Annotated in this window: 18 protein-coding genes and 1 pseudogene; 14 read left to right on the top strand and 5 right to left on the bottom strand. The window is 37.0% G+C overall.

Annotated features, from left to right (window positions below):
* The first annotated feature begins 15 nt into the window (after positions 1 to 15).
* The 9 genes and pseudogenes from ACEN2H_RS03680 (at position 16) to ACEN2H_RS03640 (ending at position 12,363) form a co-directional block, all read left to right on the top strand.
* The gene (locus ACEN2H_RS03680) at positions 16 to 711 is read left to right on the top strand and encodes a DUF3347 domain-containing protein (RefSeq protein WP_441730516.1); all 696 of its coding nucleotides are present in this window, start codon (positions 16 to 18) and stop codon (positions 709 to 711) included.
* A gap of 59 nt (positions 712 to 770) precedes the next feature.
* Positions 771 to 3,998 (top strand): annotated as a pseudogene (locus ACEN2H_RS03675) (efflux RND transporter permease subunit).
* The gene (locus ACEN2H_RS03670) at positions 3,985 to 5,238 is read left to right on the top strand and encodes a TolC family protein (RefSeq protein ID WP_441730514.1); all 1,254 of its coding nucleotides are present in this window, start codon (positions 3,985 to 3,987) and stop codon (positions 5,236 to 5,238) included. Before ACEN2H_RS03675 ends, ACEN2H_RS03670 begins: the two are co-directional and overlap by 14 nt.
* 2 nt (positions 5,239 to 5,240) lie before the next feature.
* Positions 5,241 to 6,488, top strand: a complete 1,248-nt coding sequence (locus tag ACEN2H_RS03665) for an efflux RND transporter periplasmic adaptor subunit (RefSeq protein WP_441730512.1) — start codon at positions 5,241 to 5,243, stop codon at positions 6,486 to 6,488.
* Between the two features lie 2 nt (positions 6,489 to 6,490).
* Positions 6,491 to 7,705 carry an efflux RND transporter periplasmic adaptor subunit gene (locus ACEN2H_RS03660; RefSeq protein ID WP_441730511.1) on the top strand — a complete coding sequence of 405 codons (1,215 nt, stop codon included), beginning with the start codon at positions 6,491 to 6,493 and terminating at the stop codon, positions 7,703 to 7,705.
* A gap of 113 nt (positions 7,706 to 7,818) precedes the next feature.
* The gene (locus ACEN2H_RS03655; RefSeq protein ID WP_441730509.1) at positions 7,819 to 8,379 is read left to right on the top strand and encodes a helix-turn-helix domain-containing protein; all 561 of its coding nucleotides are present in this window, start codon (positions 7,819 to 7,821) and stop codon (positions 8,377 to 8,379) included.
* 86 nt (positions 8,380 to 8,465) lie between these two features.
* Positions 8,466 to 11,183, top strand: a complete 2,718-nt coding sequence (locus ACEN2H_RS03650) for a heavy metal translocating P-type ATPase (protein ID WP_441730507.1) — start codon at positions 8,466 to 8,468, stop codon at positions 11,181 to 11,183.
* A 43-nt stretch (positions 11,184 to 11,226) separates the two neighbouring features.
* Positions 11,227 to 11,763, top strand: a complete 537-nt coding sequence (locus ACEN2H_RS03645; RefSeq protein ID WP_441730505.1) for a membrane or secreted protein — start codon at positions 11,227 to 11,229, stop codon at positions 11,761 to 11,763.
* A 213-nt stretch (positions 11,764 to 11,976) separates the two neighbouring features.
* Positions 11,977 to 12,363 (top strand): DUF302 domain-containing protein, encoded by a 387-nt coding sequence (locus ACEN2H_RS03640; protein WP_441730503.1) that lies wholly within the window; start codon positions 11,977 to 11,979, stop codon positions 12,361 to 12,363.
* Between the two features lie 136 nt (positions 12,364 to 12,499).
* Here the strand turns inward: ACEN2H_RS03640 and ACEN2H_RS03635 are convergent, their stop codons facing one another.
* Together ACEN2H_RS03635 and ACEN2H_RS03630 are read right to left on the bottom strand one after the other, a co-directional pair.
* Positions 12,500 to 13,048: a hypothetical protein gene (locus tag ACEN2H_RS03635; RefSeq protein ID WP_441730501.1), complete on the bottom strand. Its 549-nt coding sequence runs from the start codon at positions 13,046 to 13,048 to the stop codon at positions 12,500 to 12,502.
* Between the two features lie 383 nt (positions 13,049 to 13,431).
* Complete coding sequence (locus ACEN2H_RS03630; RefSeq protein WP_441730499.1) at positions 13,432 to 13,521, bottom strand: DUF1508 domain-containing protein; 90 nt, start codon at positions 13,519 to 13,521, stop codon at positions 13,432 to 13,434.
* Between the two features lie 399 nt (positions 13,522 to 13,920).
* Between ACEN2H_RS03630 and ACEN2H_RS03625 the strand changes: the two genes are divergently transcribed.
* The 3 genes from ACEN2H_RS03625 to ACEN2H_RS03615 all read left to right on the top strand — a co-directional run bounded on the left by ACEN2H_RS03625 (position 13,921) and on the right by ACEN2H_RS03615 (position 18,920).
* Complete coding sequence (locus tag ACEN2H_RS03625; RefSeq protein WP_441730497.1) at positions 13,921 to 14,298, top strand: hypothetical protein; 378 nt, start codon at positions 13,921 to 13,923, stop codon at positions 14,296 to 14,298.
* Between the two features lie 547 nt (positions 14,299 to 14,845).
* Entirely contained in the window at positions 14,846 to 16,417 is a 1,572-nt protein-coding gene (locus ACEN2H_RS03620; RefSeq protein ID WP_441730496.1) for a proton-conducting transporter transmembrane domain-containing protein, read from the top strand.
* 43 nt (positions 16,418 to 16,460) lie between these two features.
* Complete coding sequence (locus ACEN2H_RS03615; RefSeq protein ID WP_441730494.1) at positions 16,461 to 18,920, top strand: YbcC family protein; 2,460 nt, start codon at positions 16,461 to 16,463, stop codon at positions 18,918 to 18,920.
* A 37-nt stretch (positions 18,921 to 18,957) separates the two neighbouring features.
* On the opposite strand, the gene ACEN2H_RS03610 is transcribed toward ACEN2H_RS03615, so the two are convergent.
* Complete coding sequence (locus ACEN2H_RS03610; RefSeq protein WP_441730493.1) at positions 18,958 to 20,163, bottom strand: MFS transporter; 1,206 nt, start codon at positions 20,161 to 20,163, stop codon at positions 18,958 to 18,960.
* Positions 20,164 to 20,360: 197 nt separating this feature from the next.
* The gene (locus tag ACEN2H_RS03605) at positions 20,361 to 21,812 is read right to left on the bottom strand and encodes a flavin-containing monooxygenase (RefSeq protein WP_441730492.1); all 1,452 of its coding nucleotides are present in this window, start codon (positions 21,810 to 21,812) and stop codon (positions 20,361 to 20,363) included.
* 235 nt (positions 21,813 to 22,047) lie between these two features.
* Between ACEN2H_RS03605 and ACEN2H_RS03600 the strand changes: the two genes are divergently transcribed.
* Positions 22,048 to 22,806 (top strand): cupredoxin domain-containing protein, encoded by a 759-nt coding sequence (locus tag ACEN2H_RS03600; protein ID WP_441730490.1) that lies wholly within the window; start codon positions 22,048 to 22,050, stop codon positions 22,804 to 22,806.
* Positions 22,807 to 23,465: 659 nt separating this feature from the next.
* A complete protein-coding gene (locus ACEN2H_RS03595; protein ID WP_441730488.1) occupies positions 23,466 to 24,008 on the top strand; it encodes a pyridoxamine 5'-phosphate oxidase family protein in 543 nt (180 codons plus the stop codon).
* A gap of 206 nt (positions 24,009 to 24,214) precedes the next feature.
* On the opposite strand, the gene nhaA is transcribed toward ACEN2H_RS03595, so the two are convergent.
* On the bottom strand, positions 24,215 to 25,528 hold the full coding sequence (nhaA, locus tag ACEN2H_RS03590; RefSeq protein WP_441730486.1) for a Na+/H+ antiporter NhaA: 1,314 nt from the start codon (positions 25,526 to 25,528) through the stop codon (positions 24,215 to 24,217).
* Positions 25,529 to 25,895 lie beyond the last annotated feature (367 nt).

The following is a 25,895-nucleotide window of genomic DNA, read 5'->3' as shown; positions in this document are numbered from 1 at the left end:
TTAAAAAAAAGCAAAATGAAAAACATATTAAAATTAAGTCTACTGTCAATAATCTTAGCATTCGCGTCTTGTAAGGATAACAAAACGGAAAGCATTGACAAAGAAAATACGGAAGTGGGGGCTGAAAGCCAACTATATTCTTGCCCAATGCATCCTGAAGTTTACGGAAAACAAGGGGAAGCCTGTTCTGTCTGCGGTATGGAATTGACAGAGCCATTTACCCCAGCGGCAACTGCTCCTGAAGAAGTTAAGAAAGAAGCGGAACCATTGAGTAAATCATCATTTTCTATTGATGGAATTTTGAGCAATTACTTGAAATTAAAAAATGGACTTGCCAAAGATGATTCCAAAGAAGCGGCCAATGCAGCAAAAGAATTAAATACGACTTTCAACAATTTGAAATCTGATAAAATTGAAGCTGAATTTAAAAAGGAGTACGCAGATCTTGCCGATGATGCCAAAGCACATGCCGCACAGATTGCTGATAATTCAGGAAAAATCGACAGCCAAAGAGCACATTTTGCTTTGTTGAGCAAAGACGTTAACGAATTGATTAAAATTTTCGGAACAGACATAAAAATATACAGAGACTACTGTCCAATGTACGATCAAGGGAAAAGTGGGTATTGGATCAGTGAAACTAAAGACATCAAGAATCCTTATTATGGATCTGAAATGTTGACATGTGGTGGAATTACTAACGAGTGGTAAGAAGAATCCATTGGATAGATAAAATGAAAGACAGTCTTTCATAAAAAGAGTAAGCTATTATGGTAGAAAAATTAATATCATTTTCATTAAAAAACAGAATGGTTGTCTTGCTTGTTTCAGCCTGTTTATTTGGCTGGGGGATTTACAGCGTAGAACAAAATCCTATAGACGCCATTCCTGACTTATCTGAAAACCAAGTCATCGTTTTTACGGAATGGATGGGCAGAAGTCCTCAGGTGATTGAAGACCAGGTGACATACCCACTGGTTTCCAATTTACAGGGGATACCCAAAATCAAAAATATCCGCGCCTCTTCCATGTTTGGGATGAGTTTTGTCTATGTAATCTTTGAAGAAAATGTAGATCCATATTGGGCAAGAACCCGTGTATTGGAACGGTTAAATTATGCACAGCGTTTGTTGCCTGAAAATGTTGTCCCTACTCTGGGTCCCGATGGAACCGGCGTAGGCCACATTTTTTGGTACCATTTGGAAACCAATGGAATGGACTTGGGTGAGCAACGCGCCCTTCAGGATTGGTACGTGAAGTTTGCCCTGCAAACCGTTCCCGGAGTAGCTGAAGTGGCTTCCTTTGGGGGCTTCGAAAAACAATACCAGCTTGTTTTGGACCCTTTAAAAATGCAGTACTATAATGTTAGTATGATGGAGGTGATGAAAGCTGTAAAAACCAGTAACAATGATGTAGGAGGAAGGAAATTTGAAATGAGCAATATGTCCTATATAGTCAGGGGATTAGGCTATATTAAAAACATAAAAGATGTGGAAGATATTGCCGTCAAAAATTACAATTCGGTGCCTGTAAAGGTGAGTGATATAGGGTCAGTACAAATGGGTGGAGAGTCACGTGTGGGGATTTTTGATGCTAATGGAGAAGGGGAAGTTGTAGGCGGAATCGTGGTGATGCGCTACGGAGAAAACGCCGATAAGGTGATAGAGGCCGTAAAGCTCAAAATGAAAGAACTCGCAAAAGGATTGCCGGAAGGTGTTTCCTTCAAGACTTCCTATGACAGAAGTGTACTTATAGAAAAAGCAATCGAATCGGTTAAAGGGACTTTGATAGAGGAGATGATTGTGGTGTCTATTATCGTTTTGTTGTTTCTTTTTCATTGGCGAAGCGCGCTGATAATTTTGATACAATTGCCCATATCCGTTGCCATAGGTTTTATTTTATTAGAGGCTTTCGGGATTTCATCCAATATTATGTCCCTAACCGGCATTGCGCTGGCAATAGGTGTTGTTGTTGATGATGGAATCGTAATGGTAGAAAATGCCTATCGGAGCATCTCTGAGAGACAAGAAGAATTGGACAATAATCATTAATTAACAGTGATGAAAAAAGTATTTAAAAAAATATTCAAAAAACAGCACGATCCGCTGCCTCCTGAAGAGAGAATGAAGCTGATCGAGGACTCCTCAAAATTAGTTGGACCAGGCGTGTTTTATTCCACATTAATTGTGATCGCTTCCTTTTTGCCTGTTTTTTTATTGACGGGAATGGAAGGAAAGTTATTCAGTCCGCTGGCCTGGACAAAGTCATTTATATTAATCGTCGATGCTTTTTTAGCCATAACACTTACTCCAGTTCTAATTAGCTTTTTGCTGAAAGGAAAACTTCGTCCCGAAAGTAAGAATCCAATTAACAGAAAACTGGAAAGTATCTATACGCCTATTTTGACTTTTTGTCTCAAATGGAGAAAATCAGTATTGGCGGTAAATATCGTTGCTTTATTGATAGGTGGTTTGATGTTTACCCGACTGGGGTCCGAATTTATGCCGCCTTTAGATGAAGGTAGTATTTTATTTATGCCTGTAACCTTACCCGATGTTTCTAATGGAGAGGTAAAACGAATATTGCAGGTTCAGGACAAATTGATAAAATCGATTCCGGAGGTGACCCATGTTTTGGGAAAAGCGGGTAGAGCTAATACTGCAACAGACAACAGTCCGATTAGCATGATTGAGACCATAATTTTGCTGAAGCCGGAGAATGAATGGAGAGAAGGAACAACGAAAAGCGATATCATTACGGAAATAAATAATAAGTTACAAATTCCCGGAGTGACGAATGGTTTCACGCAGCCAATCATTAATCGAATTAATATGCTTTCTACGGGTATCAGAACTGATGTGGGAATAAAAATATATGGCGCCAGTTTAGACACCATAGATGTTCTATCTCAAAAAATTAAAAAAGCATTGGAAGGTACTGAGGGAGTGAAAGATTTATTTGCAGAACCTATTACTGGAGGAAAATACATTGATATCGTTGCTAAACGAGAAGTGATAGGCAGATATGGTCTTAGTGTTGATGATGTGAATAGCGTTGTTGAAGCAGCCATTGGTGGGATGACATTAACAACAACAATCGAAGGAAGAGAGCGGTTTTCAGTCAATGCAAGATATGCGCAAGAATATAGAAACAGTCTTGAATCCTTAAAAAAACTTCAGGTTCAAACAATGGATTTTGGGCCAATACCATTAGAAACCGTTGCCGATATTAAAATTAGCGATGGGCCTCCTATGATTAATAGTGAAAATGCAATGCTTCGTGGGAGCGTTTTGTTTAATGTTCGTGGTCGGGACTTAGGGAGTACGGTGAAGGAAGCCCAAGACAAGCTAAATGCAATGATTACTAAAATGCCAAAAGGTTATTATATGGAATGGAGCGGACAATGGGAAAACCAAATTCGGGCTAACAAAACATTAGGCCTAATATTGCCACTAGTTGTCATCATCATATTCCTCATTTTATATTTTACCTATCGTTCCATGAAGGAGGCGTTCATCACTATGATTACGGTGCCATTTGCTTTAATTGGAGGGATTTTCATGGTTTACTTTTACGATATTAATCTATCGGTGGCTGTCGCGGTTGGTTTCATCGCTTTGTTTGGCCTGGCCATTGAAACTGCGATGTTAATTACGATTTATTTAAATGAAGCCATGGTCAAAATGGTGGAAAAACATGGAAACAGTAGAGAGACACTTACGGAAGACATCTTACGGGACTATATTATTTTTGGCTCTGCAAAAAGATTGCGTCCTAAGTTAATGACGGTATCGGTCGCTTTGTTTGGGTTAATCCCCATTTTATGGTCAACAGGAACTGGGGCTGATGTAATGATTCCTATTACGGTTCCACTTATTGGAGGGACAATAACTTCAACTATTTATGTATTATTAGTAACGCCAGTTGTTTTTGAAATGACAAAATTACGCGAATTAAGAACAAAAGGTAAAATAGATATTATCGATGCGAAACATTAAAAAGTATATCATTATAGGTTGTTTGATTTTTGGCTTTGCAAATGTAAATGGGCAAACACTTTCATTGGATGCCGTTTTGAGCACGATTAAAACCAATAACCCACAGTTGAAAATGTATGATGCCGACATTCAAAGTATGAATGCAGCGGCCAAGGGAGCAAAAACCTGGATGCCACCGCAAATTAACACTGGTTTGTTTATGGCGCCTTACGACGTAAAAATGTGGAATGCTAACGAAATGAATCAGGGGATGGGGGCTTATATGCTAGGCTTTACGCAAATGATTCCCAATGCTGCTAAACTGAAGGCCGATTCTGATTATATGAATGCCATGTCTTCAGTAGAAGCCGAAAACAAAAGTTACACCGTCAATCAGTTGAATGCCTTGGCAAAGGCAAATTATTATCAATGGGTAGTATTGGATAAAAAAATAAAAATTGCTAATGACAATTTGTTGCTTTTGGAGTATATGATAAAGAGTATGGAAATACGCTATCAGTACAACATGGATAAACTGCCAACGTATTATAAGGCGAAATCGCAATACAGTGGATTGCAAAGCATGTTGGTCATGATGCAAAACGGCATATCCCAAAAAAGAATCGTGCTGAACACCTTAATGGCAAGGGATAAAAACACGGACTTCGAAATCGATACGAACTATACATTAAATGAATATAATGTAGTGGAATCAGACAGTACTTCGCTTTCTCAAAACCGGAGCGATGTGCAAGCGATCGAAAGAACAATGGAATTGAATCAGTTGAAAATTATAATTGAAAAATCGAAATTGTTGCCGGAGTTTGGCGTGAAATACGATCATATGTTTGCTTTTGGCGACCGTCCGCAGCAATTTTCATTGATGGGTATGGTAAGCATTCCGATGCCTTGGTCCACAAAAATGAATAAAGCGACGATCAATAGTATCAAGATAAAAAACGAAAGTTTGGAATGGCAAAAACAAATGATTCTAAATGAGGCATCGGGTATGATTTTAGGGATGCAAACCGAATTTAAAAATCTTAAAAGGCAGTATGATATTGCTGAAAAAAGTATTATTCCAGCATTGCGAAGAAATTATGACACAGCAATTCTTGTATGGCAAAACAACACGGGTGATTTGTTTGTCGTGTTGGATTCATGGGAAGCATTAAACATGGCTCATATCGACAAATTAGATAAACTTCAGGCTATTTTGAGTACTCAGGTAGAAATCGAAAAACAACTCGAAACGAAATAATTATGAATAAATTTTTAAAATATAGTTTGTTGGCTATCGCGGTTCTGACTGTTGGATTCACAATTTATTATTTTGTGGAAAAATCAAATAATCAAACTGCGCATTTACATCAAGAGGACGTTTACACATGTCCTATGCATCCTCAAATCATAAGAAACGAGCCGGGGAGTTGCCCTATTTGCGGAATGAATTTGGTGAAAAAAGTGAGCGAAAAACAGCCTGAGGAAAGTCATTCGATAGAACATTTACTGCGACCTACAGATCTATTTGTGGTAGGGGATTTTTTAACTACGACGCCTAAAGATACGACGATAAGCAGTGAGATACATTTACCGGGACTTGTTGCCTACGATCCTAATTCGTCCGTAAACATAGCTGCAAGAATCGGTGGTAGGATAGAAAAAATGTATGTGAATTACAAGTTTCAAAAAGTGAATAAAGGCCAAAAATTATTTGATTTGTACAGCCCAGAATTACTGACAGAGCAGCAAAATTATATTTATTTGATATCCAATGACCCAGAAAATGCTTCAATCATAGAAGCATCAAAACAAAAATTATTGCTCTACGGAATTAGCGCCCGGCAAATTAATTCATTGGCCGCAGCGAAAAGAGTAAATCCGGTAGTGACCATTTACAGTCCAAGTAGTGGAATTGTTGAGGGAACGGAAAGCATGGATAAAAGCAGAATAGGGAATATGCAAAGCGCCGAGACAACAACGACTTCTTTGTCTTTAAAGGAGGGAGATTATATCAAGAAAAACGAAGTTGTTTTTAAATTGGTGAATACGGATAAAGTTTGGGGTGTCTTTAATGTTATACAGGGCTATAATAGTCTGGTAAAAGTCAATCAGCCAATCAGAATTTCATCCGAGTTAGACGAAAAGGACTATTTCAATGCGAAAGTGAACTTTGTCGAGACACAACTCAACCAAAACGAAAAAACCAATCGAGTAAGGGTGTACCTCGATAATAAAAATTTAAAACTTCCCGTCGGTTTGAGGCTGCAGGGAATTATAGAAACAAATCCAATAAAAGGAATTTGGCTGAGAAAACAGGCTTTGGTAAGCATAGGAAACAAAAAGATAGTTTTTGTCAAGAAACAGAATGGTTTTAAAACGGCAGTGATAAGAACAGGAATCGAAATCAATGACTTTGTTCAAGTTATCGAAGGGGTCTCTAGCGGGGATAGCCTTGCCAGAAATGCGCAGTATTTGATCGATAGCGGAAGCTTTATAAAAACGGAATAATTATGAAAAATATAAAAAAAATTAGTTTTCTATTTATAGTATTCGTCGTGCTTGCTGCCTGCAACGGCAAAAACAAGGAAGAACGTAGTGCACTTCAGGCGGAAGAAAATATTTATTATACCTGTTCAATGGATCCCCAAGTTAAGGAGCACAAACCGGGGAAATGCCCTATTTGTCACATGGACCTAACGCCAATGAAGAAGGACAATTCCGCTTCTAATGAGATTGCACTAAGTGACCAGCAGATACAACTGGGTAATATCAGTGTAATGACAATTTCTGAATCGGAAAATAGTCTGGTAGAAAATTACAATGGAGTTTTGACGATTGATCAGCAAGGAATGAAAACCATTTCTGCTAGGGTTATGGGGCGAATCGAGAAATTATACTTTAAAACTGAGGGGGATTATATCCAAAAAAACCAGGCTGTTTACCAAATCTACAGTGAAGATATTGCTATAGCTAAACAAGATTATTTCACGGCAAATAAACAGTTGTCCATGCCTGGCGATTTTGGTAAAAATGCAAAAAACATGTTGAATGCGGCCAAGCAAAAGCTACTGTTCTTTGGCTTGTCAAGTAGCCAAATCGAAAGTATTAAAACGAGTTCCCAAATTTCGCCCTACACTACTTTTTATAGTACCCATAGCGGTTATGTTTCGGAAATTACGGTAACAGAAGGTAGTTATGTTATGGAGGGCGCTGCCATAATTAAAGTAGCTCATTTAAATAGTCTCTGGCTTGAAACACAAGTAAACGTGAACTACGTTAAAAGTTTAAAAATTGGACAGTTGGCAAAGCTGTCTTTTGCGGATTATCCGAATAAAGAAATTAACGCAAAAATATCGTTCATCAATCCCGAGATAAATCCGGATTCCAGATTGCTATTAATCAGAATGGAAGTGCCCAATCCAAATTTACTTTTAAAACCGGGTATGCAGGCAGTAGCCAGACTAACGCAATCCAATCTAAAAGGAATGTTTATTCCTATCGATGCAGTAATCAGGGAAGAAAATGCCACCTATATCTGGGTCGAAAAAAGCCATGGCATTTTTGAAAATGTAATGGTCGAAACGGGAGCGGAATCGAAAGGAATGATTGAAATTAAATCAGCTTTAGATCCAGTTAAAAAAGTAGTCATCACTGGAGCTTATGCTATTAACAGCGAATATAAATTTAGAAAAGGCAGTGATCCTATGGCAGGAATGGATATGTAAAATGTTTATTTAGGAGCTTATAAGTATTTTAAATACTTAATATTCTATAAAAAGTTTCTTTTTGACACTTAAAAGGCTGAACTTTGATAGAACGTTGTAAAAACAACTTTAAAATGAAGTTATACATAAAAAACATGGTTTGTGGTCGTTGCGAAGTGGCTGTGAAATCAGAATTGGAAAAAATGGAGCTTCCAATTATTTCAATAAAATTAGGAGAGATAGAACTATCGCGTGAATTAGTAGAAGAGGACATAAAAGAGTTGGCACATAATCTAAAAAATCTTGGTTTTGAATTGTTGCAAGATGAAACAAGCAAGACGATTGAGCAGATTAAAAATCTTATCGTTGATTTGGTTCATCATCGAAACGAAAATATAAAAATTAATTTATCTACTTATTTATCAGAAGAATTGAGGCAAGATTATAGCACTTTGAGTAAGTTATTTTCAGATATAGAGGGCAGCACAATCGAACATTATTTTATCGCTCATAAAGTCGAAAAAGTAAAAGAATTATTGGTTTACGATGAATTTACCCTAAGCGAAATTGCATTTCAACTCAATTATAGTAGTGCAGCCCATTTGAGTAATCAGTTTAAAAAAGTGACTGGTTTTTCTCCGACGCATTTCAGAAAATTGGAAGACTATAGCAGAAAGCAAATTGACAGTTTATAAATTATATAAATTACTACCATAATTGTGTAACTAAAAAAGGCCATTCCATTCGGATATTTGTATTGCTAACTTAAAATAGCGAAAAAATGATACATACCTATAATGTTAGTGGAATGTCCTGCGACGGTTGTCGAACTAAGGTGGAAAAAACACTGAATGCAATTGATGAGGTTCATGCGGTCGTTTCTTTAGACCCTGCAATTGCAACCATAACAATGGAAAACCACGTTCCAACTGAGAAATTACAAGAAGCATTAACAGCTGTTGGGAAGTATACAATAGAGATGAGTCACTTCACAGATTCGTCCGCAAAAATAAAAAAAGAACCAATGGAGAAATCTATTGGCAATGAGCATCATCAGCATACTGGGGAGGAAATGCCCAACTCCAGCACTGAATATTATTGTCCCATGCATTGTGAAGGCGATAAAGTGTATGACAAAGCGGGAGATTGCCCTGTATGCGGTATGCATTTAGAAAAAGTATCCGAATCAGAAAAAAAACCAGCAGAAAAACCCTGTTGCAGCAGCAAGAAGGAATCGGATAAAAAGGATGTTTCATCAACTGCTATTGCCCCCGGGAAATACTATTGCCCCATGCATTGTGAGGAAGACAAAGTGTATGAAAAAGCCGGAGATTGCCCTGTGTGCGGAATGGATTTAGTTAAAGCGCCCGAACTTACCGTAGAAAAACCACTTTATACCTGCCCGATGCACCCAGAAGTAATTCAAGATGCACCCGGTTCGTGCCCTATTTGCGGAATGGATTTAGTTCCTATGAAACCAGTCGATAGCGAAGAAAATAAAACCTACCTCGATTTGCTTCATAAAATGAAAATAGCACTGCTTTTTACAGTTCCTATTTTTATAATAGCAATGTCTGAGATGATACCAAACAATCCTTTGCTACAAATCATGGACATGAAAATATGGAATTGGGTTCAGTTTGCATTGTCATTGCCGGTCGTTTTTTATGCCGCTTGGATGTTCTTCGTACGCGCTTGGAAATCAATACTGACTTGGAATCTAAACATGTTTACGCTTATAGGAATTGGTTCGGGAGTGGCTTTCTTATTTAGTCTTTTCGCACTTTTTTTTCCAAATGTTTTTCCCGCTGAATTTAAAACGGAAAGTGGAACTGTTCACTTGTATTTTGAAGCGACAACAGTAATATTAACACTAGTTTTATTAGGGCAATTGTTAGAAGCTAGGGCGCACAGCCAAACGAGCGGAGCAATAAAGGAATTAATGAAGTTGGCACCTACTGAAGCAACTTTGGTAGAAAACGGAAAAGAGACAGTCATCTCTATTCATGACATCAAAAAAGGAAATTTGCTTCGAGTAAAGCCAGGAGAAAAAATTCCTGTAGACGGCAAAATATCTGAAGGCGAAAGTACAATCGATGAATCGATGATTTCTGGTGAACCTATTCCTCTTGATAAAAAAAAGGATGATGCAGTTATTGCAGGCACAATCAATGGTAATAAATCCTTTGTTATGGTTGCTGAAAAAATTGGTTCAGAAACCTTGCTTTCGCAAATTGTACAAATGGTAAACGATGCCAGTCGATCTAGAGCGCCGATCCAAAAATTAGCCGATAAAATATCCAAATATTTTGTGCCCATCGTCGTTGCCGTTTCGGTGATTACTTTCTTTGTTTGGGCCAAATTCGGTCCTGAGGGCGATGCCTTAATCTACGGATTTATAAATGCGGTTGCCGTTTTGATTATAGCCTGTCCATGCGCATTGGGATTAGCAACTCCCATGTCAGTAATGGTGGGGGTAGGAAAAGGTGCGCAGTCGGGAGTTTTGATTAAAAACGCCGAGGCATTAGAGAACATGAACAAGGTCGATGTTTTAATTACGGATAAAACAGGAACAATTACAGAAGGGAAACCATCAGTAGAAAAGGTGTTTTCGACTAACAATCAAGAGGATGATTTACTGCAAAGTATAGCATCACTTAATCAATACAGCGAGCACCCTTTGGCGCAAGCCGTGGTGAATTTTGCAAAAACGAAAAAGCTTTCATTAATTGAAGTCAAGGATTTTGAGTCAGTAACTGGAAAAGGAGTAACCGGTACAGTAGAGAATAAAAATGTCGCTTTGGGTAATAAAAAACTCATGGAGGAAGTAAAAGCTTCGGTGTCGGAGGAGATTGAAAATAAAATTATAGCTGAGCAAAAACTGGGTAAAACAGTTTCATATATCTCGGTAGAGAAAACCGTTATAGGCTACGTTACAATCACCGATGCGATAAAGGCGACAAGCGTAGCCGCCATAAAAGAGCTGATGAGTCAAGGGATCGAGGTCATCATGCTAACTGGCGACAACAAAAACACAGCTAAGGCTGTCGCTGATGAACTGCAGTTGACTTCTTTTATTGCAGGTTGTTTGCCAGAGGATAAATTGAAAGAAATAAAAAGATTGCAAGCAGAAGGTAAAATTGTTGCGATGGCCGGTGACGGAATAAATGACGCTCCTGCTTTGGCTCAAGCCGATATTGGAATAGCAATGGGAACTGGAACCGACGTGGCGATTGAAAGTGCCAAGATAACCTTGGTGAAAGGGGATTTGCAAGGAATTGTCAAAGCTAAAAAATTGAGTCATGAGGTAATGAAAAATATAAACCAAAATTTATTCTTTGCTTTCTTTTACAACGCACTTGGAATACCAATTGCCGCTGGGGTTCTATATCCGTTTTTCGGAATTTTACTTTCTCCGATGATTGCCGCTCTGGCAATGAGCTTTAGCTCGGTTTCCGTTATCGCAAATGCATTGCGCTTGAGAGGGCTAAAACTTTAATGAATGAAGTAATAACTTTAAATTTAAAAAAAACAACAATATCATGAAAACACTACAAAAAATTACTTTATCAATTGGATTAATGGGACTACTCTATTCTTGCCAATCAACAAATCAGGTTTTATCAAAATCAGATAAAAGAATGGAAATCATGAACACGATTGCTACTGATGAAAGCATGTCTAAAGAAATGATGGGAATACTGATGGAAAGAAAGATGGGCAAAATGATGACGCAGGAAAAGGAGGGTAAAAAGATGAAGGACAAGCATACTGAAATGATGGAAATGATGAAAGAAAATCCTGAGATGATGAAAGACAAACATGCCGATATGATGGCGATGATGGAGAAAAGCCCGGAAATGAAGAAAATGATGATGGAGCATATGAAGAAAATGATGAAAGGAGATCCTGAAATGATGAAAAGCATGATGGCAGAAATGATGTCTGCGGCTGAAGATGACAAAGCCATGATGTCTGGAATGTGTAAAGAGATGATGGGAAGCGAGAAAATGATGGACATGATGGAAAAAATGAAGGGCGACAAAATGGACATGAAAAAAATGAAAGACAAGAAGTAAAAATAGATCGAGTCCTCAAAACTTTTGTTTAACCCTTAAAACACAAAGCTATGTTTAGTAATGGAAATGGAGAAATGCATATGCAATCCTACTCATTTATGGGAATGCACTTTTTTTGGTGGGTCTCAATATTGATTTTTGCGCTAGTATTATTAGCAGCAGCACATAGATACAGAAAAAGAAAATGATTTTAATTTGAAAAATAAAACAATCATGGAATATTATTTTAGTAAAACAATTAATGACAACTTCGAAAATGCTATTCAAAAAGTAACAGAAGCCTTAAAATCTGAGGGATTCGGAATACTGACTGAAATTGATCTGAAATCGACATTAAAGAAAAAACTGGACGTGGATTTTTATAATTATACGATTCTGGGTGCCTGTAACCCGCCATTCGCTTACAAAGCCTTGTTGGCAGAAGATAAAATAGGTACGATGTTGCCTTGTAACGTGATAGTTCAGGAGAAAGTCGCAGGCCAGATAGAGGTTTCTGCGGTTGATCCTGCGGCTTCAATGCAAGCAGTAGAAAATAAAGAACTTGCTGAAATTGCAACGGAAATACGAGATCGATTAAAGAAAGCAATCGATCAATTGTAGACACAATCTTAAAGTGTCTCGTCCTAAATAACGGATGTGGATTATTAGACAATAAATATTTAATTAAACACTTGTAAAAATCTTTTATAAGTGTTTTTTATTTTGCTTTACAAGTTCATATCCAAGTTTTTTTACCTCATTGGTCTTTGAGCAGCGCCTGATAGATTCGTATGGTTATCTCGTCGCTCCAATCTTCTGGTACAAAGATCTTGAAATCGCTTAATCGCAATTTAAAATTAATCGTAAGCATAGACGAAAAGGTTTCAGTGCTCGTAATCTGTTTCAGTACTCCGTTTGCATATATTGTATTCACGATTTTATTCATACGCAGTTGTGCAGTGAAATTTAGTTCCTGATCTGGATGCTGCAATGTGTTCACGTAGGGAATGTTTAGCTTCCCCTCAAGAAGTATCGGTTTTTGAGGTAAATTTATGAGTGTCACATTCAACGACTCCGTTTCGGTACGTAAAGTGGCTAGATCAAGAGATAACACGATTTCAGCATTTTGATAATTGAGTAAAACAAACAAATGATCGCTGTTGGCAATTACGATTGAATCTCTGTACGAGCCAATAACTTGTACAATCCCTTCCCGTGTTTGGTAGCTTTGTTGCGCATTGATCGAAAAGCTACATAATAGCAATAAGATAGCGGCTACCCAGACTGTTTTTTGAATTTTCCTCATATCTGATCGCTTTATTGCTAAATGTATTAGCTTGTAAATAAATAGGCATCAACCGTAAATAAAATTCGTTTTTTTGAACTAAGAAACAAAGTATGTCGTTATGAACGGCCTTTTTCTGAAATAAGCTATCAATCCTTCTTATTGTCAATTGTGTCTTGTACAGGATTAAAAGTTCTAATAGCCAACAGAATTTAGGTTTATGGTCTCAAACTAAATTTACGATTTATTTAAATGTGTATCTCCTTTTTTTGATGAATTTTTTCATCGTACAATTGGTTACCATAGCTCGATTTGAAGTATTAATCTTGGAAAAGCTGTGGGCTGCTAATTATCTTGTGACGTATGTCACAACGTAATTATGAATTTGAATTGTATAAAATTGCTTAGGCTGTCTGATTGTCGATTGTTGCCTCAGCAGCATTATGCTTGACTGATTTAATTCCCTTGTCTCTTGACGCCGCGCTTGAATACATTTCACGCTTGCCTTGATTTTAGCAGAACATAATTAAAATACTATTGTTCATTGGTTTATTAGCAGGAACTTGAGGATTATGCCCGTAAATCGCAACGGCAAATAACATTTAAAACGGTCTCCATTTAGCAGACTTTGCCAGCGTAAGATTAAGAATTTGGTGATATAGATCATTATTGATGCTAGCGGAACCCAAAAGAATCCCAATTAACTTTTTTTTAAGGGAAGGCCTAGATGTTTTCTTTAGCTTGCTGTAGGTTGACAGCTTTTTTCAATCAAAAGTGCTGTAATGCAGTTCATTTATCTTTAAAGGTCATTGGCTGAAGAGAAATGTAAGCTGTATTGTCAGGGCAAGATTTTCAAAGTTTAATGCAAGTATTAATATAATAAATATATAATTATGTCAAAAAATAACAAAAAACAATTTGGAGTTTGGATGGATTCACATAGTGCAACTATTGTAGGTAAAGAAAATGTAGATTCAGGTAATTTCGTAATATTGGGTCACGAAAAAGTGGACGATCAATTTGTTCATACAAGCGAAAGTGGAGCAGACAATGCCGAAAGGGATTTGCTTCATAAACTATTCAAAGATATCACTGCCCACATGCAAAATGTTGATGAGCTGCACGTGACCGGAACCGGTATTGCTCAGGAACAATTCATTAATTATTTGAATGAGACTGCACAGTATAAAAATGTTGAGTCCAAAGAAAGTACTTCTAATAAAATGGGCGATGAAAGTTTAATTGAATATGTGGCTGCACAGTTCAGCTAATTGCTTTAAATAAAAATAAAACTATTTTATCGGTTTAAAAAAATGCCCCCAAAAAACTATTTGGGGGCATTTTTATGTAAATCCGAGCTAAATGCAATTATGGTATAAACGGCACCGTCTGGAAGAAGTTTTAAAAGGGTCCAAAGTCAGGAGACTTTGAGGAGCTGCACAAGAATAATTAGCAGAGCCTTGAGATTTCCATGCTCCCAGTACCTATGCTTTAAGCCCCAATTATTTGTTTTTAGATTTTTCGGAATATAAGAATCATATTAATAGAAAAAACGTCCAGGCTAAAGTGCTGAAATGAGCTCAACAGTTTGTAGGTCGACGGCCGGTAATTGCTGGTGCATAGTTGTTGTTAGTAGTAAAGCCTTCTTTGAAAAGCAACTATGTTTTTATAACTAGAAACTAAGGAAATAATCTTATTCCAAATTAGAGATTAGTCCGTTTTTATCATTAAAATATTTAATACATTACATAATAAGTATAAATAAAAATATATGAATTCTAAGCTGTTATTTTGCATTGAATATAAAACGAAACAGACATGATGGAAGTTGCCCTTTGCATTTTATTTATTATCCCAATTACTATGTTTTTTGTAGCTGGATTTGTTCCCAATAAACCTTCTAATCTGAATTCCCTAACTAATCTTACCAGAATCGCTTCGTTGCTAGCCACTATTATTTCTTTGGTTGGAGCAGTTTGGTTGTTTAATTTTGGAATGATCGAAAGTGGATTAATAGGAATCTATGATCTAGGATTTTTAATACGTATCGATCCACTTAGTTTAATTATGTTTTCGATGATATCCATCATCGCAATTGTTGTTTTAAGATTCAGTTATAATTATCTTGAAGGTGACTCGAATCAGGCAAAGTTTATAAGTGAGCTGGCTTTGACTATTGGTTTAGTTCAGTTGCTAGTGTTGTCTGGAAATATTTTTGGATTATTCATTGCCTGGGTCTTCACAAGTTTAGCGCTTAATAAATTGATTCTGTTTTATCCGAATCGCAAAAAGGCAAGAATTGCAGCAAGAAAGAAATTCATTGTAGCTCGATTGGGAGACCTGTCCCTTTTTATTGCGCTTAGCTTGATTTATATTGAATTTGGCTCTGGAAATTTGAGTCTCATTTTTGAAGAACTAAAGCAATTACAATTGCATGCTGTTTCGATTTCACTTGAAATTGCTGCGGTGCTTTTAGTTTTAACTGCGGCCCTCAAATCAGCACAGATTCCTTTCCACGGTTGGTTAATCGAAGTGATGGAAGCTCCAACTCCTGTTTCAGCTTTACTCCATGCCGGCTTGTTGAATGCAGGGCCTTTTCTGATGATTCGCTTTGCATATCTTTTGAATGTGGTATTGATTGCACCTGTTTTCTTATTTGTTTTGGGAGCAACAACCGCTCTGTATGGCGCGCTTGTGTTCACAACTCAGCCAAACGTAAAAACATCACTTGCTTATTCGAGTGTCGCTCATATGGGATTTTCGATGATGGCTTGTGGGTTAGGGCTTTACGCTGTTTCTTTGCTCCACTTGGTTGCGCACTCTTTCTTTAAGGCACATTCTTTTCTTTCTTCTGGTAGCATGGTCGAAAAGGCCATCACAAAGGAAGCCTCTACTTATTCTAGAAAAGGAAGCGTGGGAAGGATGATTATAGGATTCGCCATTTCAGTTGCATTATTTCTTCTCATATCATCCTTTTGGGGAGTTACGACTAGTTCAGAATACCAACTATTGATAATAGGTGGGGTGGTGTTTACGGGAGTTTTGAATCTTATCATAAACGCAGTGGATTCAAACAATTACTATTCATCGATACTTAAAATAATGGGAGCAACGGTGCTTGTCCTAATGTTATTCTTTGGATTAGAGGAGTTAATACGCTTCACTCTAGGTACTCAAATTCCTCCAATAGCTAAGCCGAGTGAATTAATGATTTTTCTCTCTACTTCAATGTTAATAGTGTTTTTCATTACGGTTTTAACCTATCTTTTATCACCCTTATTAAAAAAAGGAACAGTGTATATGAAACTTGGCGTACACGTTCGAAACGGTTTCTATCTTAATCTTCTTGTAGACCGCCTAATAAAATCAAATTACAAGCACATCAAATAGTTTTATTAAACGAATAGCAACTCAACATATAAAGAGCTTTCAAATGGAAAATCAAAATTTAAACGAAGTGATCTTAAAGAGCTGTAAGCGAATTGCACCAGCTTGGCCTTTAAAAAATAGTGTTGCAGTAAATCCGTATCTTGGACTTTCGGAGTTTAGTTTCAACAGTGCAGCAAGACTACTAAAAGAGAGGTCGGATATTAATATGACGATGCCTTTGGAATTTTATCTCGATCAAATTAAACAGCAAGCGATTCTTGATAGCGATATTAAAAGGGCCTTGGATAAAAATGAATTTCGAATAACTGAAATAGAACTGTTAAAAAATAGAGCGCAGCTGTTATCTAGCGTGCCCGAAACACCCTACAAATTTACTACAATAGTTGACCTTGCGGAGGAACTATCACCTATTGTTGTAAATGACTCTTTTGTGGACCTTCTTTCCTCTTGGGCATCAGCTTACTTTGATGAACACCAAGCTTTATGGAACACAACAAATCCTGATGAAGACCTATTTGTTTCTTGGAAAAATGATGCAAAAGTTGATTTATCTACGGATTTGATGCGGATTAAAAAATTTAGAAGTACGATTAAACTACTACCTGATGATCCATTTGAAGTCGCAGATGTCGTACTTAGCACATTAAAAGTTCCAAAAGAACTTCAGGAGATTTATCTTCATACGTTGCTTTTGAAATTGGTAGGCTGGTCTTCTTTTATCGCAGGAAAAGATTGGAACAATAGTATGTATGGTGGGAAATCGACAAACTTATCTTCATTTTTAAGTATCTTGTTGGCTTGGGAATTAGCTGTCTATGAGAGTTTCGCAGAAAATGGGATTGCAGCAACTTGGGACATTAGTTTGGCGACCTATAAACTTCAAATTGAAAGCGGTCATTATGATGAGCATTTGGAAACCAAATTAATCTTGCAAAATGCCTATGATTTTGCGCTTCAGCGCCAACTAGTTTTGAAATTTAAGAATAACAAAGCTGAAGAAAAGGCACTTAAAAGACCGAAAGCTCAAGCAGTTTTCTGTATCGATGTTCGTTCAGAACTGTACAGACGAAATCTGGAAAAGCTTGATCCAGAAATAGAAACCATTGGTTTTGCTGGGTTCTTTGGTTTTTCAATCAAATATGTTCCGATTGCACATAAACAGGGCAAAAATCAATGTCCTGTTTTGATCCCGACTGGAGCAATCGTAAAAGAAACGCTGGCAGACAAGCAAGACCTATTGAAGGCAGCGAAGAAAAGAACTGAAAAACATCAATTTGATAAAAACTGGAAATTATTCAGAAAAGGAGCTATTGCTTCCTTCGGTTTTGTAAGTCCGTTGGGCTTGTCCTATCTCCCAAAATTACTGAGCGATTCATTTGGTTGGACACGTCCTACAGAAGATCCGAATACAGATGGATTGGAAAAATTGCTAAAAAAAGGTCGAGATGTAGATGTGTCAGAAATTCCGCTGAAGGACAAAATTAATATGGCTGCATCGGCACTCACGGCAATGGGTCTAAAAGAACAAATGGCAGCTTTGATTATGATTACAGGTCATGGCGCTACAACGGTAAACAATCCCCATGCAACAGGATTGGATTGCGGTGCTTGTGGAGGTCATTCGGGAGAAATAAATGCAATGACGGCAGAGAAAATTTTAAACGACCCCGCTGTTCGTTTAGGGCTCAGCGAAAAAGGAGTCAGTATTCCTTCTGACACGCATTTTGTGGCTTGCTTGCATGATACCACTACAGACGAGATTTCAATCCTCGGAGAAAGAAATGTTCCATGTAGCCATTTTCATCTCCTAGAAGAAATTAAAAATGTACTTAAAAATACAAGTCAAGCGGCAAGAGAAGAGCGTGCGCTGCGAATGAAAATCAAATCGAACGATGTGCACGCTTCTGTGTTGAGGCGAAGTAAAGATTGGTCTCAAGTGAGACCTGAGTGGGGACTAGCTGGATGCAACACGTTTGTTATCGCTCCCCGCTACAAAACTTCTGGACTGGATTTCGAAGGGAAGTCATTTCTACACTCGTACAAATGGCAAACAGATGAAGATTTTAAGATCTTAGAAGCCATTATGACTGCCCCAATGGTTGTAACAAGTTGGATCAATTTACAATATTTTGCTAGTACCGCTGACAATAACAAGTTAGGCGCTGGTAATAAAACGCTGCACAATGTTTCTGGTGGAATAGGTGTATTTGAAGGATCAGCAGGTGATTTGAGAATAGGACTGCCTTTGCAATCTGTACATGATGGCACATCTTATCAACATTTGCCACAGCGATTAAATGTGGTTGTTGAAGCGCCAACGGATGCAATCAATGGTGTTTTAGAGAAGCATGGGTCTATAAGAGAATTGTGCGATAATGAATGGATTACGTTATTTGCTTTAGATGAAAAGGGTAGCATAAAATACAAATATGCTGGAAATTTCAATTGGAAAGCTATAAATAGAGAAACGCCAAGTCTAAAAAAAGAATTAGTGGAGCTATAAGGATTTTGTTTAAAATAATGCCCCAAAAATCCGTGCGTTATTCGGGGGCATTTTTATGTAATGTGAAGTCAGATGCTTTTTTTTCTTTCGCTAAAGCCAATAAACCAAAAATAGGTCCGATGGCTAAGCAGATATAAATACTGTTAGAGTCGGTTGATGTTTTCAGTGAACTGATCAATTGGATACTAATTATCGTGATGGCGAAACCAATGCTATTCACGATGGTAAGTGCTGTTCCTTTTATTTCTGCCGCTGCATTCTGGGCAATTAGAGTGGAGAATAGCGGAGAATCTGCTACGACCGTCATTCCCCAAAAAAGCATAAATGCGATAAATATACCTTTAGATTCTATTGTAAACAGGAACGGGGAGCCAAGGCAGCAAGCACAAGACAATGACAAGCTTATAAATGCGATTTTTTTTGTACCAAAATTTTCTGAGAAGTAGCCACTGAGCACGCAGGCTAAGCCTCCAATCCCGATGATCAGGAAAGACAAAACAGGGATGTTGAAGTTTGTTTCAGGGTGGAAATCGCTGTAGGTTTTGAGCATCAGCGGAGTAAAAGTCCAAAAAGCGTATAACTCCCACATATGCCCAAAATAGCCAAAAGCGGCAGCACGCAAGTTTTGATTTCTAAATATGCCAAAGAAAGCCGACAGCCTGATGCCGCGGCTTTGTTTGCGATAAGGACCATCTGGAACCAAAATTAGCATCATTAAACCGCCAAGAACGGCAAGGGAAGAAGTGGTGATTATTACGGATTCCCAAGGGAAAGCTTTCGTCATTCCTTTTAATAAATGTGGAAATGCGGTTCCCAATACTAAGGCGCCAACTAAAAACCCCAGTGATTTTCCCAATCCTTTTTCAAAATAATCGGCGGCTATTTTCATCCCAACAGGATAGATGCCGGCAAGGAAAAAACCAGTCAGGAATCGGATTGAGATAATTGTGACTAAAGTATTCGCTTCCCACAATATACCTGTGTTGAATACCGCTCCAAGTACTGCACAGATCAGGAATACTTTTGAAGGAGAAAAGCGGTCGGCTATTGCCAATAGTGCAAAGACCAAAGTGCCTAGTATAAAACCAAATTGAACGGCTGAGGTCAGCTGACCAACGGCACTTGCCGTAAGACCAAAATTGCTTACTAAGTCGCTCATCAGAGCATTACTTGCAAACCATAAAGAGGTACAGAAAAATTGAGCAACAACGATTATGGGAAGTATGGCTTTTATGCGGTTCATTTATATTGTTGCTTATTATAATTTGTACTATTTTTTTATCACGGAATATGCTAAGGTATTGACAAGATATCTGCGCTGCGTTGTATAGAACAAATTTATTATTTGAAAGAATACTTTGCAGAGCGGTGTTAAAGCTCCATTCAATGTTCTGATTATGATTAGCCGATTCTTTACTATTAGCTACTCTTGAACTTTGTTTATTTGAAAAAGCGAAGTCGTTTGTCTTTGACGGCATCCACACGAAGCATTTTATAATCTAGAACATAATTTTGGTAAACACGCCATGGTGCTTTGTTCCCTTGGCTAGGAAGCATATTTGACGCTCTGTTAATGTATCCGGAATTTAGGTTGAGTAGGGGAATAGGCTTTAAATTTGTCTCAACTACTTTTGCTTGTAAAGCTTTATAATTGTGCTTGTCTAAATACTTTAAAACTCGAGAAATATATTCGCTGGTAAGGTCGCTTTTCAACGTCCACGAAGCATTGGTATAACCAACAAAAATAAAGAAGTTAGGCAGTTCGCTTAACATGAGGCCTTTGTAGACAAAGGATTTAGAAATATCAAAGGGTTCTGAATCTAGTTTGATCTTTACTCCTCCAAAAGCCACCAAATCAAGCCCAGTTGCAGTGATTATAATGTCGGCGTCTAGTGTCTTGCCCGATTTTAATAAGATTCCATTTGTTAGAAAACGATCAATATGCTCGGTAACTACCGATGCCTTCCCTTTTCTGATAGCTCTAAAAAAATCTCCGTTTGGGGCAATGCAAAAACGTTGCTCCCATGGATTATAGTTAGGTATAAAATGAGGGTCCACGGGAAAGTCACCAAGCCCTTTTTTAGCACCATTTATTATAAACCTTTTCATTGCCTCTGGGAAGAACTTACATAGATTGAAAAAGACAATACCATAAAAAATGTTCTTATAACGAATCAGTTTATAGGCTACTTTTTTGGGAAAAAGCCTTTTGAGGTGTGCAGCAATTTTATCTTTATTGGGCAAAGCAGCAATATAGGTTGGCGACCGTTGTAGCATGACAACTTCTGCCCCTGCTGCAGCAAGTTCTGGAACGATGGTGACAGCTGTGGCTCCGCTGCCAATAATGACCACTTTTTTATCGGCGACATCTAGTTTTTTAGGCCATTTTTGAGGATGGATTATTTCACCTTCAAAATGGGATTGATCCTTAAATTCAGGAGTGTAGCCTTTGTTATAATTGTAATAACCGCTGCAGCTAAAGATAAATTGGCAGGTGTAAGCCGTTTCTTCTTCCGTGGCAGTATTTACCGTAGTGATCGTCCATATCTTCTCTTTTGTATCGAAGTTATAAGTCAGAGCGCGTTGCTCGTATATGATATGATCGCGCACTTTATATTCGTCTGCGGCTTCATTCAGGTATTTTAAAATGGACGGTCCGTCAGCGAAAGACTTTTGGTCCTCCCATGTTTTAAAGGAATAGCCAAAGGTATACATATCCGAATCGGAGCGGATTCCAGGGTATTGAAACAAACTCCAGGTACCTCCAAGTTCTGCCCTTGCTTCTAAAACAACATAGGTTTTGTCTGGGTTTTTTCGGGACAAATGGCAGGCCGCACCTATGCCGGATAATCCAGCTCCTATGATAATAATATCGGTGTGGGTTGTATTCATGTCGTTATTTTAGAATTAAATGCCGTTGCAAAATACAAAATATCAGCAGAAAAAAACATCATTATATTTTCTTGTGTAATGGTACTTGTAATTATTATAAAAACTTTTTACCAGGAAAATTCTTATTTCATCAAACAAAACAATTGTTTTTCATATATTTTTCCCCATATGTTTTTAACATTAACAGCTAAACATTAAACAAATTAAATATTTAAGAAAAAGGTTACTCGCTCTCGTGTTCGTAACTCCCTTCATCTTTAGCAGCTGTAGCAAAGATGATGTCCCAACAGTCACGGTTGTCAATTCTAAAGTCTATGATTTAGGAACAGTTGGTACTGCAGGAGTTTCTGGAAGGGCTACCTTTATTGAAAACAGTGATGCCACAGTGAGTATAGAATTAGAATTACTCAATACTCCTCAAGGAGGATCTCATACTGCGCACATACACTTGAATAATGCTGCTGATGGTGGAGATATAGCTCTAACATTAAAGCCAGTTGATGGAACTACTGGAAAAAGTATAACAACATTCAAAGCCCTTGACAATGGTAGTGCTATCACTTATCAAGCGCTACTTGATTTTGACGGGTATATAAATGTTCATTTGAGTGGTGACAAACTAGCAACTCTACTTGCTCAAGGAAATATTGGGTCAAACGTAGGAGGTACAGAAGCAAAAACATACAGTGTAACGGCTAACGGTACTTCATCTTATGTTTTTAATGGCGAAGGGCTTACCAACTCTAATAATCCAAACTTTACCTTTAAAAGAGGAGGTACCTACACTTTTAATATGTCTGCTGCAGGGCATCCTTTCTATATAAATACCATTCAAGGTACGGGAACTGCAAATGCATATAATTCAGGAGTTACAAGAAATGGAGCTGTAACTGGTACGATAACTTTTACTGTTCCTATGAATGCACCAAACACGTTGTATTACAACTGTCAGTTTCATGCTTCTATGAACGGAACAATTACGATTACAAACTAGAGTATTATTGAATACTTAATTATTAAAATGGGGAGATGGTAAAACATATCCCCATTTTTATTTAAATTAGGGATCGACAAACACTGTTTTGATATAATGTTTTCGTGAAGTACATAGATTTTGGAGTCGCAGGGGATTAATTTTGTTAAAGAAGGGTGTCCACAGTAATTAAAGTATCGACATTACTATTCTGTAGTAAGGAATTAATGCGATCATCTATGATTATACCGTTGTATATGTCAGCATACTATTAATTTCTGTACTTAATGCAGCGGTAACCCCTTCTTAAATAATCTTTTTGCTGCAAGCTTTAGGGCGTATTGTTATACTGCAATCTATTAAACTTGTCAATTTATTTCGCTTGTTTTGTTAAGGTTTCCGTCATTGTTATTTATTTAAACGGTTTTATGATTCCATTTATTTGACCAACTCAAAGTGGCATGTATATGAGGAATAGATTCCTAACCAAAATGGGTACTTTCTTTTTTAAAATAGAAGAAATAACCTTAATTTTATTGAAAATTTAAATTGCTATCATTTTTTAATTAAGATTAAAAAACAGCAAGCCTTTCATTATAAATCCATATCAAAATTCATTTATAATTAGAAATATTTTTAAATGAGTAAAGTCTAATTTTGTTTTAATTAAATCAATACAATTGAAAAATCAATACCTAGAAGAAGCGAAACGAGAACTAATTAACGGACACGCAAAAAAAAGACATCCCTTTCGATATTTTGTCTTGGCTACAAATGAAAATGGCCAACCAAGGCAACGCACGGTTGTGTTGCGAAAAACATTATTGGACTCAAGTTTGGTGATTTATACCGACAAAAGAACTCAAAAAATAAAAGATATTCAAAATAATTCTGAATTTAGCGCCTTATTTTATGATTCTAAAAAACTATTGCAAATTCGGATCGAAGGCAAAGCCGAATTAATAACAGACAAAGAACAAATCGCTACTTACTGGCACACGGTACAACAGGAATCTAAAAAAGATTATACCACAAGTATTGCACCTGGTACTCCAATAATAAATCCTGAGGAGCTGAGTTACGATACAAATGAAAATTATTTCTCTCCAGTAAAACTCGTACCCAACACAATTGAATATTTACGTTTAAATCGTCCTAATCATTTAAGGGTTTTGTTTACTAGAATTGATGATGATTGGTCTGGTGAATTTTTAGTGCCTTAATTTTTTTTAATCATTTGTTTATGGTACATATTGTTCCTCTAGCCTTTTAAAACTTATGAAAATGATTATTTGTGGTTGAACGAAAGTACTATTAAGAAACGCTACTTCCACTAAATTTGAAAATGGGACTCTCAAATCAGCAGGCAAATAGGACTTATAATGTGATTTTTAAAAGAGCTCAAAGTCAGGAGACTTTGCGCAGCTGGTTACTTAGTTGTAGGTTCACTTTTACTGCTTAATCGCAAGATAGAGTATCCCAGTATACCAGAAATAATTGATCCAATGATAATTCCAACTTTTGCGGAATTAACACTTATCAAATCGCTCCCAAAAGCTAAATTGGCTATAAATATTGACATTGTAAATCCAACGCCTGCAATGGCTGAAACGCCTAATATTTGCTTGAATGTTACGCCTGAAGGTAATTCGGTTAGGTTGAATTTAATACCCAAATACGAAAATAATGCAACTCCAATAAATTTACCAACAAGGAGGCTGACTGCAATCGTAGTCATCAAAGAAAAGTTAAAATCATAATTAGTGCTTATTACAACTCCTGCATTTGCAAATGCAAATAGTGGTAATATTAAGTAGGAAATCCAGCTATGTAATTTTTTTTCAAGATGTTGCAGAGGTGATCGAACTTCAGAAGTTAAAGCATCTAAATTATCAATACTTTTCATTTCATCTTTTGCCAGCAAATGATTTTCATCATCATCTGATACCTTAACGATAGTGTTAGAAATAGAGGTAAGACTTTCTGAAAATGATTTTATCTTAAGTTTTCTTTTTATAGGAATTGTAAATGCCAAAAGAACACCTGCAATTGTTGGATGTATCCCTGATTTAAGGAATAGGAACCAGATAATAACAGCCAAAACTAAGCCGATGTCTAATGAAAATTTGTGTTTGTAGTACAATAAACCCAAAAGGACAATAAGAATAATACCGTATAAAATAAAAAGCCAATTGATATTTACACTGTAAAAGATAGCGATGACAAGAACTGCTGCAATGTCATCTATAATTGCAAAAGCCGTAAGAAATATTTTTAAACTCAAGGGCACTCTTTTTCCTAAAGTGCTTAAAATGGCTAATGCAAAAGCAATGTCTGTTGCCATTGGTATTCCCCAGCCTTTTACAGTATCTGGGTTTTTATTTAAAAACAAATAGAGGGCAACAGGTACTATGACTCCGCCTAAAGCCGCAATAAAAGGAAAGGCTGCTTTTTTTACGGTGTTTATTTCTCCAATTAATAATTCTCTTTTCAATTCTAACCCAATCACAAAAAAGAAAATAGCCATCAAACCGTCATTAATCCATAAAATCAAAGGCTTTTTTAATTCGAATTCTTGAAAGGATATTCCAATCTTGTATTGCCATAAACTTTCATAAGACGCGCCGTAACCTGAATTCGCCCAAATTAGAGCGATAATTGTTGCTCCAAACAGCAATATTCCTGCTAAACTTTCAGTTTTAATAAATTTTTGAAATGGTGTTAATAGGATTTTTTTAATCATTTGTTTTTGACTGTTTTTATGGCACACATTGCTCCTCTAGCCTTTTAAAACTTATGAAAATGAGTGTTTCTGGGTGAACGAAAGTACGATTAAAAACGCGACTTCCACTAGATTTGCATAGGGGAAGCTCAAATCAGTAGGTAAATATGGTTTGTAAAGTCATTTTTAAAGGGGGCTCAAAGTCAGGAGACTTTGCGCAGCTGGGGGTAAAAATGCGACTTCCACTAAATTTGCATAGGGGAAGCTCAAATCAATAGGTAAATATGGCTTGTAGGGTTATTTATAAAAGGGCACAAAGTCAGGAGACTTTGCGCAGCTGGGGTGTTTTATATTGGAATAGTTTTGTAAAGTATAAGCAACAATACAT

It is taken from the genome of Flavobacterium sp. W22_SRS_FP1, from assembly GCF_052113685.1.
In the GTDB taxonomy this organism is placed as follows: domain Bacteria; phylum Bacteroidota; class Bacteroidia; order Flavobacteriales; family Flavobacteriaceae; genus Flavobacterium.
This window is presented reverse-complemented; position numbering and strand designations above follow the sequence as displayed.

What these genes read in the sequence shown, in the direction of transcription:
- ACEN2H_RS03660 (WP_441730511.1), top strand. Translation starts at nt 6,491, where the DNA reads ATGAAAAATATAAAAAAAATTAGTTTTCTATTTATAGTATTCGTCGTG.
- ACEN2H_RS03665 (WP_441730512.1), top strand. Translation starts at nt 5,241, where the DNA reads ATGAATAAATTTTTAAAATATAGTTTGTTGGCTATCGCGGTTCTGACT.
- nhaA (WP_441730486.1), bottom strand. Translation starts at nt 25,528, where the DNA reads ATGATTAAAAAAATCCTATTAACACCATTTCAAAAATTTATTAAAACT.
- ACEN2H_RS03605 (WP_441730492.1), bottom strand. Translation starts at nt 21,812, where the DNA reads ATGAATACAACCCACACCGATATTATTATCATAGGAGCTGGATTATCC.
- ACEN2H_RS03620 (WP_441730496.1), top strand. Translation starts at nt 14,846, where the DNA reads ATGATGGAAGTTGCCCTTTGCATTTTATTTATTATCCCAATTACTATG.
- ACEN2H_RS03650 (WP_441730507.1), top strand. Translation starts at nt 8,466, where the DNA reads ATGATACATACCTATAATGTTAGTGGAATGTCCTGCGACGGTTGTCGA.
- ACEN2H_RS03640 (WP_441730503.1), top strand. Translation starts at nt 11,977, where the DNA reads ATGGAATATTATTTTAGTAAAACAATTAATGACAACTTCGAAAATGCT.
- ACEN2H_RS03635 (WP_441730501.1), bottom strand. Translation starts at nt 13,048, where the DNA reads ATGAGGAAAATTCAAAAAACAGTCTGGGTAGCCGCTATCTTATTGCTA.
- ACEN2H_RS03610 (WP_441730493.1), bottom strand. Translation starts at nt 20,163, where the DNA reads ATGAACCGCATAAAAGCCATACTTCCCATAATCGTTGTTGCTCAATTT.
- ACEN2H_RS03655 (WP_441730509.1), top strand. Translation starts at nt 7,819, where the DNA reads ATGAAGTTATACATAAAAAACATGGTTTGTGGTCGTTGCGAAGTGGCT.
- ACEN2H_RS03680 (WP_441730516.1), top strand. Translation starts at nt 16, where the DNA reads ATGAAAAACATATTAAAATTAAGTCTACTGTCAATAATCTTAGCATTC.
- ACEN2H_RS03615 (WP_441730494.1), top strand. Translation starts at nt 16,461, where the DNA reads ATGGAAAATCAAAATTTAAACGAAGTGATCTTAAAGAGCTGTAAGCGA.
- ACEN2H_RS03630 (WP_441730499.1), bottom strand. Translation starts at nt 13,521, where the DNA reads ATGTATTCAAGCGCGGCGTCAAGAGACAAGGGAATTAAATCAGTCAAG.
- ACEN2H_RS03670 (WP_441730514.1), top strand. Translation starts at nt 3,985, where the DNA reads ATGCGAAACATTAAAAAGTATATCATTATAGGTTGTTTGATTTTTGGC.
- ACEN2H_RS03645 (WP_441730505.1), top strand. Translation starts at nt 11,227, where the DNA reads ATGAAAACACTACAAAAAATTACTTTATCAATTGGATTAATGGGACTA.
- ACEN2H_RS03625 (WP_441730497.1), top strand. Translation starts at nt 13,921, where the DNA reads ATGTCAAAAAATAACAAAAAACAATTTGGAGTTTGGATGGATTCACAT.